The 16,567-nt window shown below is 71.4% G+C and carries 12 protein-coding genes; 4 read left to right on the top strand and 8 right to left on the bottom strand.

Annotated features, from left to right (window positions below):
• The first annotated feature begins 123 nt into the window (after positions 1-123).
• Entirely contained in the window at positions 124-1,020 is an 897-nt protein-coding gene (locus KME78_RS48390; protein WP_219536750.1) for a CAP domain-containing protein, read from the top strand.
• 38 nt (positions 1,021-1,058) lie between these two features.
• Here the strand turns inward: KME78_RS48390 and KME78_RS48385 are convergent, their stop codons facing one another.
• A complete protein-coding gene (locus KME78_RS48385; RefSeq protein ID WP_219536749.1) occupies positions 1,059-1,994 on the bottom strand; it encodes a UbiA family prenyltransferase in 936 nt (311 codons plus the stop codon).
• A gap of 215 nt (positions 1,995-2,209) precedes the next feature.
• On the opposite strand from KME78_RS48385, the gene KME78_RS48380 reads away from it, so the two are divergent.
• Positions 2,210-2,980: an AfsR/SARP family transcriptional regulator gene (locus tag KME78_RS48380; protein ID WP_219536748.1), complete on the top strand. Its 771-nt coding sequence runs from the start codon at positions 2,210-2,212 to the stop codon at positions 2,978-2,980.
• A 5-nt stretch (positions 2,981-2,985) separates the two neighbouring features.
• Here the strand turns inward: KME78_RS48380 and KME78_RS48375 are convergent, their stop codons facing one another.
• The 6 genes from KME78_RS48375 to KME78_RS48350 all read right to left on the bottom strand — a co-directional run bounded on the left by KME78_RS48375 (position 2,986) and on the right by KME78_RS48350 (position 8,576).
• Complete coding sequence (locus KME78_RS48375; protein WP_219536747.1) at positions 2,986-3,648, bottom strand: response regulator; 663 nt, start codon at positions 3,646-3,648, stop codon at positions 2,986-2,988.
• Entirely contained in the window at positions 3,645-4,727 is a 1,083-nt protein-coding gene (locus KME78_RS48370) for a sensor histidine kinase (RefSeq protein ID WP_465264785.1), read from the bottom strand. Before KME78_RS48370 ends, KME78_RS48375 begins: the two co-directional genes overlap by 4 nt.
• 144 nt (positions 4,728-4,871) lie before the next feature.
• Positions 4,872-5,804, bottom strand: coding sequence for a methyltransferase family protein (locus tag KME78_RS48365; protein ID WP_219536745.1), 933 nt, complete (start codon positions 5,802-5,804; stop codon positions 4,872-4,874).
• A gap of 43 nt (positions 5,805-5,847) precedes the next feature.
• A complete protein-coding gene (locus KME78_RS48360; protein ID WP_219536744.1) occupies positions 5,848-6,813 on the bottom strand; it encodes a TauD/TfdA family dioxygenase in 966 nt (321 codons plus the stop codon).
• Positions 6,814-6,865: 52 nt separating this feature from the next.
• Positions 6,866-7,870, bottom strand: a complete 1,005-nt coding sequence (gene sbnB / locus KME78_RS48355) for a 2,3-diaminopropionate biosynthesis protein SbnB (protein WP_246653495.1) — start codon at positions 7,868-7,870, stop codon at positions 6,866-6,868.
• A complete protein-coding gene (locus KME78_RS48350; protein ID WP_219536743.1) occupies positions 7,860-8,576 on the bottom strand; it encodes an aspartate/glutamate racemase family protein in 717 nt (238 codons plus the stop codon). The genes sbnB and KME78_RS48350 overlap by 11 nt, the downstream gene beginning before the upstream one ends.
• A gap of 102 nt (positions 8,577-8,678) precedes the next feature.
• Between KME78_RS48350 and KME78_RS48345 the strand changes: the two genes are divergently transcribed.
• Positions 8,679-9,878, top strand: a complete 1,200-nt coding sequence (locus KME78_RS48345; RefSeq protein ID WP_219536742.1) for a cytochrome P450 — start codon at positions 8,679-8,681, stop codon at positions 9,876-9,878.
• A gap of 10 nt (positions 9,879-9,888) precedes the next feature.
• On the top strand, positions 9,889-11,073 hold the full coding sequence (locus KME78_RS48340) for an FAD-dependent oxidoreductase (protein WP_219536741.1): 1,185 nt from the start codon (positions 9,889-9,891) through the stop codon (positions 11,071-11,073).
• A gap of 58 nt (positions 11,074-11,131) precedes the next feature.
• On the opposite strand, the gene KME78_RS48335 is transcribed toward KME78_RS48340, so the two are convergent.
• Positions 11,132-16,558: a non-ribosomal peptide synthetase gene (locus KME78_RS48335; protein ID WP_219536740.1), complete on the bottom strand. Its 5,427-nt coding sequence runs from the start codon at positions 16,556-16,558 to the stop codon at positions 11,132-11,134.
• Positions 16,559-16,567: the final 9 nt, after the last annotated feature.

Genomic DNA, 16,567 nt, shown 5'->3' with positions numbered 1-16,567 from the left:
GACGCCTCTCGGGCGCCTGGTTGACATTAATCACAGGTGAAATGTCCAGTTTTGCGTGACAAGTCCGGTAATGGCGCGGCAGAATGCGGGACCACCATCCTCTCCCCGCCGCTGAAGGAACCCATGCGTAGACCCCTGGGAGTACTCGCCGCCGTCGCCAGCCTCGCCGCCTGCTCCCCGTCCGTCAGCCGGCCGCCGGTCGAAGCGGCCGGAGCGGTGCCCGAGGTGACCGCGCCGACCTCGACGCCGGCACAGACCAGGAAGCCGGCTCCCCGGCCGGCCGCTGAATCGGACGAGTGCCGCGTGAGCGTGGTCAGGCCGAACATCTCCGCGCTCAGGATCCAGACCGCGGCCGCCCGCCGTGGCTGTGTGCACCCGGCACTGCTACGCGTCCAGGTCAAGCGTGCCGTCCCCGGCACCGATCCGGTCGTCAAGAGCGGCGCCACCAGGAAGAACCGCATCGCTCTGCGGCTGCCCTGCAAGCAGGGTACGTACTACGCGGTCGCCACCGACTACCGGGGCGGCACAGCCAGGTCCAACGCCGTACGGCTGACGTGCGTCACCCCCTCCCCCACGACGCGGAAGACGGAGACGCCGGCGACTCCCGAGCGGAAGGCGTCCATCACGTCCGTCGGCACGTCACTGGAGAACGAGGTCGTCCGGCTGACCAACGCCGAGCGGGCCAAGGGTGGCTGCAAACCCCTCAAGCACGACGCCCGGCTGCGCAAGGCCGCGTTCGGGCACTCGGCCGACATGGCGAAGAACGACTATTTCGACCACGACTCTCAGGACGGCCGCGACATGGTCGACCGCATGCGCGCGGCCGGTTTCACCGGCTCGGCCTGGGCCGAGAACATCGCCATGGGCCAGCGGTCGGCGGCCGAGGTGGTCCGGACCTGGATGAACAGCGACGGTCACCGGCAGAACATCATGAACTGCTCGTACACCCTCATCGGGGTGGGCGCGGCCAAGGACGCGCAGGGACAGCTCTACTGGACTCAGGACTTCGCCGCCCGCTGACCCGGCCGCCTCCGCCAGGCCCAGGAACCCGGCTCGCTTCACAGAGTGAGGGCTACGACCAGGTGCGTGCCGTACTGGGTCGCCATGAACACCCGGTACGGCAGCCGCGCCGCCTTCCTGCTCCCCCTCGACAGAGGGCTGACCGCGAGGACGGCCAGGACGATGGCGCCGGCCAAGGTGACGGCGGCGGCCGGGACCAGCATCGGGGCGAGAGCCGACGCGGCGTACAGGTACGCGCCGCCCAGCGCGATGGCCGTCAGGCCCACACCGCGGCGCACGGCCGACGCCCCGAACAGGTCCGCCGCCGAACGGCGCCCGGCGGCGGCGTCGCCTGCGGTGTCGGAGAAGTCCTTGGTGGGCGTGCCGACCAGGCCCATCCACAGCGACATGGCCACGGCCAGGACGCCCGCCGCGAGCAGCGGGTCACCCGGCGTGCCGTCGCCCCAGTTGGTCAACAGCCCGCCCGTCGTGCCGTCGCCGCTGGCCAGGCCGCCCCAGTAGGTCAGCAGCCCGCCCAGCGTCACGACGACGGCCGCTCCGGCGGGGTGGCGCTTGAGCTGGTACGGCGGAGCACTGTACAGATAGCCGAGCAGCATGAACGCGGCGATGGCGGCGAAGAATTCGGCGCCCATCGCGAGCCCCGCGAGCAGCGCCAGGCCGCCGGCGAGAAAGGCGAAGCCCCGGGCGAAGCCGCGCGGGAGCGCACCGCGGGCGATGGGTCGCCGGGAGGCGTTGACGGCGTCTTCGACGACGTCGGTAACGCCGTTCAGGAGATACACGAAGACGACCGCGCACTCCCAGGCGAACGCGCCGAGCAGCACGCTCGCGGTCATGCCGGAGCCCAGCGCGGAGCCGGAGGCGAACCTGAGCAGGAAGATGATCTGGACGACAGGACGGGCCTCGGACAGACAGAGCCGGACCAGCGAAAAGGGTAATCCCCAACGCCGTGCGCGAACTCCGGAAAGAGTGACCATACTTCGAAAAATAAATGCGCCGCACCGGGAAGGACAGAGGTGTACGTCCTAATATAATCGAATACAACCAGGCCGGACGAGGTCTACACCCTGCGATACACCCCTGGTCCATTTCGGAATACATCCTTCAATACATCCTTTGCATCTTGCCCCGCGGCCGCGAATGTTCCTATGTTTCTGAGAGGCGATCAGCTCGACGAAAGGGGGCGCCTGGAATGGTGCGTTGCACGGTCCTCGGCACGGTCACCGTGTCGGAGGGGAGCAAGGTGTGGACTCCGAGCAGCCCGAAACTGCGCCAGATTCTCGCGCTGCTGCTGTCCCGCGCCGACCAGGTGGTCACCTTCGAGAGCCTCATGGAGGAGCTGTGGGACGCCGGGCGGCCCAAGACCGCGCTGACCACCGCCCAGACGTACGTCTACCAGCTGCGCAAGGCGATCGACCGCGAGCTGTCCGGTGAGGTGACGCTGCTGACCAGGCCGTTCGGCTACCTCCTGCCGCTCGGCCCCCAGCAGCTTGATGTGCGGCTCTTCCAGCACCTGGCCTCCGAGGGGCGGCGGCTGCTGCACGATCGCTCTTATGAGGAGGCGTCCTGGCAGCTGTCCCGGGCCCTGGACCTGTGGGCCGGCGAGCCGATGGCCGACGTGCCGCGCGGGCCGCTGCTCACCGCGTACGCCGTCCATCTGGGGGAGCAGCGGCTGCACGCCCTGGAGCTGCGCATCGAGGCGGACATGCGGCTCGGGCGACACCGCGAGCTCATCGGGGAGCTGAAGTCGCTGGTGACCGTGCACCCGCACCACGAGTGGTTCCACGGCCGGCTCATCTCCGCGCTGACCAGGAGCGGCCGGCGGAGCGAGGCGCTGCAGGCCTACCGCAACGTCCGGACCATCCTCAGTGACGACCTCGGCCTGGACCCTTCGCAGGAGCTGCAGGAGCTGCAGCAGGCGGTGCTGACCAACGGCTCGGCGCCCGCCCTGCGGGCCGTATGACCCCCTCAGCCCCCATTGGAGATGAGGGAGGCGGCGGTGGCCTTGTTGACGGCGTCGATGCGCGAGACCGCGCCGAGCTTGACGAAGATGTTGTGCAGGTGGCGCTTGACCGTGGCCTCGGTCAGCATGATCTCGGCCGCGATCTGGGCGTTGCTCATGGCCTTGGCGACCAGCTCGAGGACCTCCAGCTCGCGTGGCGACAGCGGGCCGGACGAGGGCTTGTTCGCGGCGCCGGCGGGCATCCCGAGCAGCGACTGGCGCGAGACGGCGAGCAGGACGCGGTCGGTGCCCGGCGTCGCCATCCTGATGGCCGCGATCAGCTCGTCCCAGCTCGCGCTCTTGTGCAGGTAGCCGCGGATGCCCAGACCGACCAGCTCCAGGATGAGCTCGGGGGCGTCCTGCATGCTGAGGATGACGATCCGGGTGGTCGGGGACACCTCGCCGATCTCGTGGATGTTGTCGGTGACGTCGCCGCCGGGGATGGACACGTCCAGCAGCAGCACGTCCGGCTTGACCTGGGCGACCAGAGTCAGGGCGTTGTAGGCGTCGCCCGCCTCACCGACGACCTCCATGTCCTTCTGGTTCTCGATGATCTCTCTGAGTCCGACGCGGAACAGCGTGTGATCATCGACGATGGCGACCCTGATGCGGCTGTTCCTCTCCGTCATTCGCTTTCCCGCAGGATCGGGATGAGCAGTTCGACCATGGTTCCGATGCGCGGGCGGCTGGTGATGGCCACGGAGCCGCCGAGGAGCTTGGCCCGCTCCTCCATGATGGCCAGGCCCGCGCCGCTCTCGACGGTGAGCGGGTCGAACCCGGTGCCGTCGTCCCCGATCGACGCGCGCAGCTCGTGCGGCGCGATGTCGATCCGGACGGCGACCTCGGTGGGCGCGCTGTGGCTGAGCGCGTTGCGCAGGGCCTCGCGGACGATGAGGTAGACCTCGTCGCGCACCTCGCACGTCAGCCGGTTCTCGTCGCCGCTGACGATCACGCGGTGCCGGACCTCGCCGGCCATCTCGCTCAGCAACGCGATCAGCGCCTTCTGCAGGTTGTCCACCGCGTTGCTGAAGCGCAGGTCGTTGATGAGCTTGCGGATGCTCTCCATGGCGTCCTCGATCGCGTCCTGCGCCTCGGCGACCTTCTCCATGGCCGCGAGGGGATCGTCGTCGAAGATGCGCCTGGACGCCTCCAGCCGCTGGCGGGTGACCAGGACGCCGTAGCTGACGCGGTCGTGGAGTTCGCGGGCGATCCGGCCGCGCTCATACGTCTGGTCGCGATGCACCTCGTGCAGCAGGAAGCTGGCGTACCACGCGGAAGCGTCGCGGATGCGGCGGGTGAGGCTGGCATTGAGGAACCGTACGACATCGAGGAAGACCTGGTCGGAGAGCGCGTCGCGGTTCATGGTGCGGGCGAGCCAGTCGAGCGTGACGTCGAAGAGCACACCCGCCGCGCGCAGCGACTCGGTGGGGTGGATGCGGCTACGGGCCCTGGACGCCGCGATCTCCTGGATCAGGTCGAGGTTGCCGCCGCCCAGGACGATGTCCGGATCACGCAGCTCCTCGGCCACGTCCATGAGGATCGTGGCGTAGTGGGCGATCATCTGGCGCTCGGATTCCGGGTCCCCCAGAATAGAGCTATTTACTCTGCGTAGTTCATCGACGCAGGCTTCGAGTAATCGCTGTCGGTCATTCAGCAGATGTTCGGCTATGGCCACCCGTAAGGAGGCTCCAGCGTCGGATTCCCCCATTGCATCCCGCCGCCTCTATCTCCTCGCGCGCTCGCAAGCACACCAGGATCGGACCTCACGAAGTCAGGACGATCATGATATTTCGCATTGCCAAAGTACCCTGACTGATCCAAACCAGCAACCCGCTTGGAGTTGGTGCAAATTTCAATAAACTAACCGGCATTCCAGCACCGCCCAGCTGCCGGTGCGGGGCGGGTCGACCAGCTCGAATCCGGCCGAACCGACGAGCCGCCGCCATTCGGCCAGGTCACGGTGCCGGCCGCCGCCGGTCAGCATGATGTCGACGTCGGCGAACTTGCCCGTGTCCCAGGCGTTGGGCCCGGACAGCACGAACGCGCACAACAGTAGCCGCGTCTCCCCGCCGACGGCCTGCCGGATCCTCCCGAGCGTCTCCCGCACCCGGTCGTCGTCCCACTCGTGAACGGGATGGCGCAACAGGTACGCCTCCGAGCCGTCGGGCACCTCGGGCACCTCGGAGACGGCCCGCACATGGCCGGGCGCCAGGCCCGGCAACGGCGAGCCGCCACCGATCTGCGTGATCTTCCTGAACCTCGCGAAGTCGAAGCCCGCCACCAGCGCCTCGTCCGCGACGCGGTCGAAGCGGGCCTTGTGCCATCTGCGCGGCGCGTCGTCCGCCTGCTGCCCGGCGAGCGCCAGGGTGACGGCCGGTTCGCCCGTGCGGAGCGTGTGCAGGATCTCCCCCAGCGGCCGCCACATCGCCTCGTGACCGTCGAACAGGACGACGTCGCGCTGGCTCACGGCGCTGTCCGTGCGGAGCGCGTCGGCCATGGGAGTCAACGCGAAGCGGCCGTCGGGTTGCTGGGAGAAGACCCCCACGGACGCCGTGCAGCGCAGCACCCGGTACAGCGCGCCCGCGTCGGCCCCCACCGCCTCGGCCAGCTCGGCGGCGGTCATCGGCCCGCGAGCCAGGTGATCGGCCACGCCCAGCACGGTGAGCGCGTAGATCATCTGGGAGACGCGCTTGCCCTGGAAGAACAGCAGCAGCCGCCGGTGCGGTGGCAGGTTGGCGGCGTCCGCCGGACCGGCCACCGTGTCCGATTCCGGACCTAACTGCATCGATTCTCCTCCGTGCACAGAGCGGCCGCGCCAAGAAACCCGATCAGACGATGACGTGACCGTCGCCCGGGCGCTCGAGACGCGAGCGGCGGAAGTCGGCCAGCACGAACGTGCGCTGGAGCCAGCGGTCGGCCCCGTCGTACCGAGGCCGGAAGGCCGTGCGCCCGTGCACCGCCACCCGGTTGTCCACGATGGCCAGGTCGCCGGGCCGCAGGACCGCGGTGTTCGCCAGCTCGTCGAACAGCCGCCCCAGTTCCTCCAGCGCCTTGGCCGCCCGGGCCGTCAGCGGCTCGGTGGCCGACAGGTCGACGCAGAGGTCGGGGTCCTCCGGCGAGCCGGACAGCACGGGCCCGGGCGCGGCCCGGTCGGCGGTGCCGAACGACGGTGGGGCCGCGGTCACGAACTCGGGCGCGGACAGCGCCGCCACGTCCGCCTCGCTCAGGAAGGGCATGACCTCCCTGATGCAGGACGTACGGAGCCCCGCGACCCGCTCGTGGTCGGCGCGCAGGCACAGCAGCATCACGAAGTCGGGCCGGTGGACGTGGAAGGCGTTCTCGTTGTGGAAGCTGAGCTGCACCGAGCCGGCGTTGCCCTGGAACTCCTCCTTGCCCTTGACCGGCACGACGTCCTGCACCAGGGCGCCGCCCTTCTCCGGCAGGTAGGCGACCGGCTCGCCGAGCTGGACGGCCGCCAGCATCAGCAGCAACGCCGGCACGGTGCCCATGAGCTGCACCGACGTGCTCGTCTGCGGCGTGCAGGGCAGCGAGTCCTCATCGACCGGCAGGCCGCTGATCACCATCGAGCCCCGGCTGCCGGAGTCTCGCTGGAACGTCTTCAGCATCCGCCGGAACGAGGCGGGCAGCTCGGCGGCGGCCTGCCGGCACGCCTCGATCATGGGCGGCGCGTCGAGCCGCCCGCGGGCCACGGGGATGATGGAGCGGGCCAGCACCCGCAATTGGTCGGCGTCCGCGACGCTCAGGCTGTGTGTGTCCGCTGTGGTCAGCAACATCGGCTCACTTTCCCAACAGGAATGAAATAACGCGGGGTTATCAGGTCGGGCATCAGGTGGATTGCGCGGGAAAGAAGCCGGGCACGATTCCGAGTTCTCCCGCGGCGCGGACGCCTTCGTACACGAATTTCCCGACGGCCAGGTCGAGCACCCCCAGTCCGAAGGGCGAGAAGATGACGGGCCGGTCGCGGCGTACCTCCACGCGGCCGGTCATGACGTCGTACAGGGTGCCGTCCACGAACCCGCGCCCGCCGGTGAGCTGTTCGGCCAGGTCGAGGGAGGTGCCGGCGCGCAGGCAGTGGTCCACGTCGTCGACGACGTTGGCGGCGTCCGCGATGAGCTCGGGCGCCAGGTCGCGCAGGGACACGTGCAGGACGAGCGGGTGGTGCGCGAGCGCGGCCGGCTCGGTGACGTGCGGGGTGCCGACCACGGTGGCGAACACCACCAGGTCGCAGGCCCGCATGAGCTCCTCGCACGTGTCGTACACGACGACGCCGTCGGTGAAGCGGGCCGCGTTGCCCGGGACGGTGTCGTAGGCGGCGACCTGCTCGAAGGTCCAGCCGGCCGCGGTGAAGTAGGTGTGGATCGTGTGGGCGATCAGGCCGCAGCCGACATAGCCCACGCGGGCCGGGCGCTCGTGGCCGCGGGTGAGCCGGTCCGCGGCCAGGACCGCCGAGGCCGCCGTCCTGGCCGCGCTGATCAGGGAGGCCTCCAGGAGGGCGTACGGATGGCCGGTGACGGGGTCGTTCAGCACGAGCACGCCGGAGGCCCGCGGGATGCCCGCGGCCGTGTTCGCGGGGAAGCTGGAGATCCACTTGACGCCGTCCACGGCCTCGTCGCCGCGGATGGAGGCGGGCAACGCGATGATGCGCGCCGACGGCCGGTCGGGGAAACGCAGGAAGTACGAGGGCGGGTTCACGGTCTGCTGCTCGCCGTGCTGCCGGTAGGCCAGCTCGACCAGCTCGATCACTTGTTTCTCCGCCCCGGCCAGCGTGCGCCGCACGCTCGCCGCCGGGACTACGCCGAACTCGGGGATCATGAGGGTGTCATCCAGCATGGCTCAGCTCCTTTTGCGGGGTCGTGAGCAGGGCGGGCAGGGTGAGCGCGACCGTGCGCAACGCGTCCACGACGTTGCCGTCGCCGTACCTGGCGACCAGCGGCCGGGCGACGAGGTGGAACTCGGTGCAGCCCAGGACGACGCCCGAGCAGCCGTAGCGCAGCCGCAGGCGATCGATCTCGGCCGCCACACGGGGCTCGCCGCCGTGCGCCTTCAGCCGGTAGATCAGGCTGTGTATCAGCTCCTGGTCGCTCTCCTCCGGGAGCGCGACCCGGCCGGCGACGTCGTCCCAGCCCGGCGCGTCCTCGAAGACACGCGCGGCGCGGGTGCCCCGGGTGCACAGCATGAGGTGCCGGCCCGCGCCGCGCCGCAGCCCGTCCACGGTCAGGTCGACGAGTGACACGACCCGCGCCCGCACGGCGGGCTCCACCAGGGGCAGGAAGTGGTGGGCGGTGAAGCAGGCCACCACGAGGGCGCTCGCGCCACGTGACAGCAGGTCGCCCAGGCTCTGGTCGAGGCGGCGGCCGAGATCGAGCGCGGCCGGTCCGCCGATGGCGGTCGTACGGTCGGGGAAGGCGGGATCGGAGTCGAGCAGCACCCTGGGCATTTCCTGCTCGGGGATGCGCACATTCGTTTCGTACAGCGTCTTGAGGAATTCGGCGGAGGCGAGCGGCCCCATTCCGCCGAGCACACCGAGAACATTCACCAGGGCACGCTATGCGGAGGTGTTATCGGCTCGATATCGATAACACCCCGATAGGCCGGGCTGCCACATTCGCAGGCGGACTAGAGAATGGGGACACACATCATGACCGAGGCCCTGCTCGAAAGCGTCCCGCTGGCCGACGGCGGGACGGAGCTGTTCGACTGGCTGGCCCGCATGCGCGCGGAGCGACCCGTCTGGCAGGAGGGGGACGGCGCTTATCACGTCTTCCGCCACGCGGACGTGGAGCGCGTGATCAGCGACCACACGGCCTTCTCGAACGACATCAGCCGCATCAACCCCGAGCTGGCCGAGATCAGCCGGGGCAACCTCAATTCGGTGGATCCCCCGGAGCACACGAAGCTGCGCCGCCTGGTGAGCAAGGTGTTCACGCCGCGCACCGTCAGCGGGCTGGCGCCGCGCGTCACGGCGCTGGCCACGGAGCTGCTGGACGAGGTGGACGGCGAGGAGTTCGACCTCGTCGACGCGCTGACCTTCCCGCTGCCGGTGATCGTGATCTCCGAGCTGCTCGGCGTGCCCGCCTCGGACCGCCACCTGTTCCGCACGTGGATCGACCGGCTGCTCAACGCGCAGGGGATGACCGCCCGCGAGGGGATCACCTCCGACTCGGCCGAGTACGCCGCCCTGCTCGAGCAGGTCACCCACGACATGGCGGACTACCTGCGTCAGCACTGCCACGAGCGCCGCGCCAGGCCCAAGGACGACCTGATCAGCAGGCTCACCCAGGCCGAGGTGGACGGGGAGCGGCTCAGCGACGACGAGGTGGTGAAGTTCGCCGACATCGTGTTCATGGCCGGCAGTGTCACCACGACGCTCCTGCTCGGCAGCACGGTCCTGTGCCTGGACCAGCACCCGGCCGCGATGGCCGCGCTGCGGGCCGAGCCCGGCCTGATCCCCTCGGCGATCGAGGAGGTGCTGCGTTACCGGCCGCCGTTCACCTCGGCCAGCCGGATCACCGCCCGCGAGGTCGAGATCGCCGGCACCGTCATCCCGGCGAACCAGTCGGTCACCCCGTGGCTGCTGGCGGCCAACCATGACGAGCGCGTCTTCGAGCGGCCCGACGAGTTCGACATCCGCCGCGACCCGAACCCGCACCTCGCCTTCAGCCACGGCATCCACTTCTGCATCGGCTCGCCGCTGGCTCGTATGGAGGCCCGGATCGCGTCGGAGGCGCTGCTCGACCGCTTCCCCCGCCTCGCGGTGAACCGGGACATCCCCATCGGCTACCACGAACGCGGCATGTGGGGGCCGAAGAACCTGCCCGTCATCGTGCGGCGTGGCTGAGGGAGTGGCCATGTACGACGTGATCGTGGTGGGCGCGCGCTGCGCGGGATCGCCGGCCGCCATGCTGCTCGCCCGCGCCGGGTACCGGGTCCTGCTCGTGGACAAGGCCCGCTTCCCCAGGGACACGTTGTCCACCCACTACCTCCATCAGCCCGGAGTCGCGGCCCTGGGCCGCTGGGGTGTGCTGGACGACGTCGTGGCGACGGGCTGCCCGCCCATCGACCGCATCGTCTACCAGGTGGAGGACATCCGGTTGGAAGGATGCTCGTGGGGGGTGGACGGATACCGCACGGCGTACGCGCCGCGCCGGCACCGCCTCGACCCCGTCCTGGCCGCGGCCGCGGTCGAGGCCGGCGTCGAGTTCCGCGACGGCTGCCAGGTCGACGACCTGATCTTCGAGGGCGACCGCGTGTGCGGCGTCAGCCTCCGGACGGCGACGGGCCGTTTCGAGGAGCGGGCCAGGCTGGTGGTGGGCGCCGATGGCATGCGCTCCACCGTCGCCGCTCTGGCCGGGGCGCCCATCCTGACGGAGGACGCGCGCAGGTCGTGTGTGTACTTCAGCTATTGGGAGGACCTGCCGGCCACCTTCGAGGTGTACGCGCGCTCGCGCCGGCTGGTCGGCACCGTGCCCACGAACGACGGCCGTACGCTGGTGGGCGCCTACTTCCCGCAGTCGGAGTTCGAGTCCATCCGGGGCGACGCGATGACGGCGTACCTGGAGAACGTGCGCGTGACCGCGCCGGAGCTGCACGAGCGGCTGCGCTCGGCGCGGCGGGCCGAGCGGCTGTACGGGACGGGTGACCAGCGCAACTTCTTCCGCCAGGCGGCCGGTCCCGGCTGGGTGCTGGTGGGCGACGCCGGCTACCACAAGGACTCGATCGGCAACAGCGGCATCACCGACGCCTTCCTGCAGGTGCAGTCCCTCGTGGACCACATCGGCCCGGGGCTGCGGGACGAGAACGCGCTGACGGCGGCGCTGCGCGGCTTCGCCGCGGATCGCGACGAGCGGTTCACCGGGATGTACCAGGGCACGCTGCGGGCCGCGGAGCTGCGGGCCGCGCCGCCGGAGCGGCTGGCCATGCTGCGGGCCATCGCCGGCCGCCAGGATCTGGTCGACCAGTACTTCGCGACCCTGTCGGGGGCGTGCGAGGTGGACGACTTCTACACCGACGAACTGCTCGACGCCCTCGTCTGACAGACAACAACAAGGAACCGTCCGTGGCCTGCCCGGCCACGGACGGTTCCTTGTGCGGTCACAGCATGCGGTCCTCGATCAGCTCGGCGATCCCGGCGAGGGGCTCGGGCTCCAGCATGCGGTGGTGTTCGCAACCGGCGCCGCGCACCTCGACGGCGCCGGTGACGTACGGATGCCACGCCTCAGGCGGGGAGGACGGCTTCGAGGAGGTGACGAGCAGCAGGTCGCCGTCGAAGCTCGGGGCCGGCCCGGCGGTGATGCGAATGCTGTTGACCATGACCTCCAGGGCGTGGCCGCGCTCCCGGGCGTCGAGGCTGCCCAGCTCACCCTTGCTGCCGCCGAGCAGCTCGATCACCCGGTCGCGCAGCTCGTCGGTGCTCATCGTGGTGACGTCCACCGGGTCGGCGCCGTACGCCTCCGCGTAGTGCTCGCACATGTCGGCGAGCAGGACGTGCCGGTCGGAGTAGTCCTTTTCGTCGGGCGGTGTCGGGTACGCGTCGAGTACGGCCAGCAGGCCCACCTGCTCGCCTTCCGCACGCAGCCGGGCCGCGAGCGCTTGGGCGAAGTTGCCGCCCAGCGACCAGCCCAGCAGGTGGTACGGGCCCTGGGGCTGAATCTTGCGGATCTGGGCGGCGTAGTCGGCGGTGAGGTCGTCCAGGGTGGCCGGGAGCGGGTCCGCGCCGTCGAGCCCGCGGGCCTGCAGGCCGTACACCGGCCGGTCCGGGCCGAGGTGGCGGAGCAGGCCCGCGTACCGCCAGCTCAGGCCGGCCAGGGGGTGCACGCAGAACAGCGGCGCCGTGCCGCCGGTCTCGCGCAGCGGCAGCAGGACGTCGAACGCGCCACGCGAGCCGCCGTCGAGCCGGGCGCTCAGCCTGGCCGGGGTGGGCTGTTCGAACACGTCGCCCACCCGCAGGTCGGCGCCGAGGACGGCGCGGATGCGGCTGACGAGCTGGGTGGCCAGCAGGGAGTGCCCGCCGAGCTCGAAGAAGTTGTCGTCCACCCCGACCCGGGCCACGCCCAGGACCTCCGCGAACAGACCGCACACGATCTCCTCACGCGGCCCCCGGGCGGCCCGGCCAGGCTCGGAGACGTAGACCGGCGCGGGCAACGCCCGACGATCCACCTTGCGGTTCGGCGACAACGGCAACGCCTCCAGCGCCACGAACGCCGATGGCACCATGTACGCCGGCAACACCCCCGCGACGAACTCCCGCAACCGCGCCGCCTCGACCTCGCGGCCCACCACGTAGGCCACGATCCGCCGATCCCCCGGCCGATCCTCGCGGACGATGACGGCCGCCTGCTCCACGTCCGGATGCCGGCCCAGCACGGTCTCGATCTCACCCAGTTCGATGCGGAAGCCGCGGACCTTGACCTGCTCGTCCACCCGGCCCACGAAGTCCAGCCGGCCATCCGCCCGCCAGCGCACCGCGTCGCCCGTCCGGTACATGCGCTCGCCCGGCGACCACGGACAGGCCACGAACCGCTCCGCCGTCAACGACGGCCGGCCCAGATAGCCGCGCGCCACCCCGTCACCGGACACGTACAACTCCCCCACCACACCCGGCGGCACCGGCCGCAACCCGTGGTCGAGCACGTGGATCCGGGCGCCGGGCACTGGCCGGCCGATCGGGGGCGGTTCGGCGTCCGACAGCGGGGCGCTGACGGCGGCGGCGACGGTGACCTCGGTGGGGCCGTACTCGTTGATGAGCCGGTGCCCCGCGGTCCAGCGCGTGAGCGTCTCGGCGGCGGGCGTCTCGCCTCCGGTGATGACGGTGCCCGGCCAGGGCCCGTCGGCGGGCAGGCCGGCCAGCACCGCCGGGGGCAGGAACGCGTGGCTGACCCGCTCGGCGGCGATCAGGTCGGCGAGCTCATCGCCGGTCAGTCCGTCGCCGGGGCCGACCAGGCAGGCGCCGGTCAGCAGGCCCAGGCACAGTTCGGCCACCGAGACGTCGAAACTGGGCGAGACGTACTGGAGCACCCGGTCACCCGGACCGGCCGGGTAGGCGCGGGCCTGGTTGTCCCGCAGGGCGGCGAAGCCGTGGTGGGTGACCACGACACCCTTGGGGCGGCCGGTCGAGCCCGAGGTGTAGATCACGTACGCGGGTGAGGCCTGCGACAGGGGCGCGACGCGGTCCGCGTTCGTGGGGTTGCGTGAGGGGTAGCGGGGGTCCGGCATCGGCTCGGCGATGACCAGGGCGGGCCGCGCGTCGGCCAGCATCCCCTCGATGCGGGCCTGGGGGTAGGCGGGGTCGACGGGCAGGCAGACGCCGCCCGCCTTCAGCACGGCCAGCGCGGCGATCACGAGATCGGCGGATCGGGGCAGCTTCAGCGCGACGACCCGCTCGGGGCCCACGCCTTGGGAGATGAGCTGGTGGGCCAGCCGGTTGGCCCGGCCATTGAGCTCGGCGTAGGTGAGCCGGTCCGCGCCGAGCGCGAGCGCGGGTTCGCCCGGGGTGCGCCGGACCTGCTCCTCGAACAGCTCCGTCAGGGTCGCGGCCGGGATGGCCGGGCCGCCGTCACCCCATTCGTCCTCGCCGGGCAGCAGCACGGGCAGCGCGCTCAGCGGTGCGTCCGGGTCCGCGACGGCCGCCGCGAGCAGGCCGCCGAGCCGCCGCACCAGCGCCTCGGCGGTACGCCGGTCGAACAGGTCCGTCGCGTACTCCAGGACACCGCGCAGCCCGCCGTCCACGCTGAACGCCAGGTCGAACTTGGCCACGCCGGCCCGCACGCCCTCCGGCTCGGCCGCCAGACCGGCCAGCTCGAGCGGCTCGCCGGCCGCGTCCTGCATCGCGAGCATGACCTGGAACAGCGGGTGGTGACCGAGCGAGCGCGGCGGGTTGACGACCTCGACGAGCCGCTCGAACGGCACGCCGGCGTACGCGTACGCGGCCAGGTCGGTCTCACGGACCCGGCTCAGCAGGTCGCGTACGGACGGGTCGCCCGAGGTGTCCGTGCGCAGCACCAAGGTGTTGACGAAGAAGCCGACGAGGTCGTCGAGCGCCTCGTCGCCACGACCCGCCTCCGGGGTGCCGATGGGGATGTCGGTGCCCGCGCCGAGCTTGGTCAGCAGGGCCGCCAGGCCCGCCTGGAGCACCATGAACACGGTCGTGCCCGTCTGCCTGGCCAGCCGGGCGACGCCGTCCCGCAGGCCGGGGCCCCAGTCGATGGGCACCAGGTCGCCGCGGTGGCTCGCCCGGGCGGGGCGCGGCCGGTCGCCGGGTAGCTCCAGGCATTCCGGCAGGCCGTTCAGGGCCCGCGTCCAGTGGTCGAGGGCCGGGCCGAGATCCTGGCGCTGCTGCCACAGGGCTTGGTCGGCGTACTGGACGGGCAGCGGCTCCCAGCCGGGCGCGCCGCCGCTCAGACGGGCGGCGTACGCGGTGGACAGGTCTCTGGCCAGCGGCCCCATCGACCAGCCGTCGCCGGCGATGTGGTGCAGCAGGACCAGCAGACAGTGCTCCTGCGGGCCCAGCCGGAACAGCGTGACCCGCAGGGGCAGCTCCCGGGTCAGGTCGAAGGCATGCCCGCAGGCGGCGGTGAGAGCCGCGTCCAGCTCCGCCGGGTCCACGTCACGTACCTCCAACGGCACGTGGGCCTGGCCGGGCGAAAGGACACGCTGCTCGGGCACGCCGTCGCGCTCCGGGAAGACCGTGCGCAGGGACTCGTGCCTGGTCACCACGTCGTGCAGGGCCCGGCGCAGCGCGCCGGCGTCGAGCGGGCCGCGCAGCCGCAGCGCGCCGGGGATGTTGTACGTGGCGCTCGGCCCCTCCAGGCGGAACATGAACCACAGCCGCTGCTGGGCCCACGACAGCGGGATCCGCTCCGGGCGGGGCATCGGCTCCGGCGGCGGCCCGGCCTCTCCCGCGGCCTCGACGCGCCGGGCCAGCAAGGCCGGAGTCGGCGCGTCGAAGATGGCCCGGACCTGCAGCCCGGCCTTGAACACGGCCCGGACCCTGCTCAGCAGCTTGACGGCGGTCAGCGACCGGCCGCCGAGGGAGAAGAAGTCGTCGTCGGGCCCCACGTCGGGCACGCCGAGCACCTCGGCGAACAGCCCGCACAGGATCTCCGCGACGGGCCCCGCCGCCCGCCGGGCGGGCGGCGCGACGGGCGCGACCTGGACGGACGCCGTGCCGGGCACGGGGAAGGGGCACGGCGGAAGGGTGAGCGGGACATCCGGGGAGGCCGCGAGCAGCGCGAGCGCCTCGGACAGCCAGCCGCCCAGCGCGCGGGCGGCGGCCTCGTCGAGCAGGTCGGTACGGTACTCCAGCTCCATCTGCAGCCGCCCGCCCGCCAGGCCCGCGATGAGCCGGAGCGGGTAGTGGGCGGAGTCGCGCCCCCCGACGCTCACCCGGAGCTCGTCGTCCTGGCCGGTGGCCGGGCCGGAGGGGTAGTTCTCCACCGTGACGACGGTGTCGAACAGCTCGCCGATCCCGCACATCCGGTGGATGCTCCCGAGGCTCATGTGCTGGTGTGCCAGGAGCGCGGCCTGTTCTTCCTGGAGCCGGGCGAGCAGGGCGGCGTACGGCTCCGACGGGTCGAGCCGTACGCGGACCGGGACGGTGTTCATGAACATCCCGACCATGGACTCGACGCCGGGCAGATCGGGCGGCCGGCCGGAGACCACTGCCCCGAAGACGACGTCCTTGCCGCCGGTGAGCTCACCGAGCAGCAGTGCCCAGGCGCCCTGGACGACGGTGTTCGCGGTGATGTCGCGGGCGCGCATGGACTCCACGAGACCGCTCGCCACCGCGTCGGGCAGGTCGAGGATGAGCCGTCCTGGCAGTTCGGGCACGCGTTCCGGGGCGTCGGGGAAAAGCCGGCTCGGTTGCGACAGCCCGTCGAGCGCCCGCCGCCACTCCGCCTCCGTCTCCCCGGGGTCCTGCCTGCCCAGCCAGGTGAGGTAGTCGCGGAAGGGCGTGACGCGGGGCAGCGCCGAGGCGTCGCCCCGGGAGTGGTAGAGCGCGACCAGTTCGCGGAGCAGGATCGGCAGCGACCAGCCGTCGTACAGGATGTGATGGTTGGCGACGATCAGCCGGTGATCCTCGGCGGCCATCTTGACCAGCGTGAACCGCAGGGCGGGCGGTCTGGCGAGGTCGAACCGGCGCGCCTGCTCGGCCGCGAACAACGCGGCGAAGCCGGCCTCGCGCTCCGCCTCGCCGGCCCCGCTCAGGTCGCTCTCGCTCCAGGGCAGCTCGACCTCGTGGTGGATGACCTGCATGGATTGGCCGTTCTTGCGCTGGCGGAAGCCCGCCCGCAGGCCGGCGTGCCGGCGCAGCAGCGCCCGCGCGGCCGTGCGCAGGGCCGCGGGGTCCAGGCGGCCCTCCAGCCGCAGGACCATCGTGACGGTGTAGGCGTCCACGCCGTCGGGGTCGGCCAGCGCGTGGAAGAGCAACCCTTCCTGCATCGGCGCCAGCGGCAGCACATCCTCGAAGGCGGACCGGGTCGTCCGGGTGGTCGTCCTGGTGGTCGTGGTCATCGCGGTCATCGTGTCCGC

It is taken from the genome of Nonomuraea guangzhouensis (assembly GCF_019396345.1).
GTDB lineage: Bacteria > Actinomycetota > Actinomycetes > Streptosporangiales > Streptosporangiaceae > Nonomuraea > Nonomuraea guangzhouensis.
The sequence above is the reverse complement of the archived record's forward strand: the minus strand, read 5'-3'. Positions and strand labels throughout refer to the sequence as shown.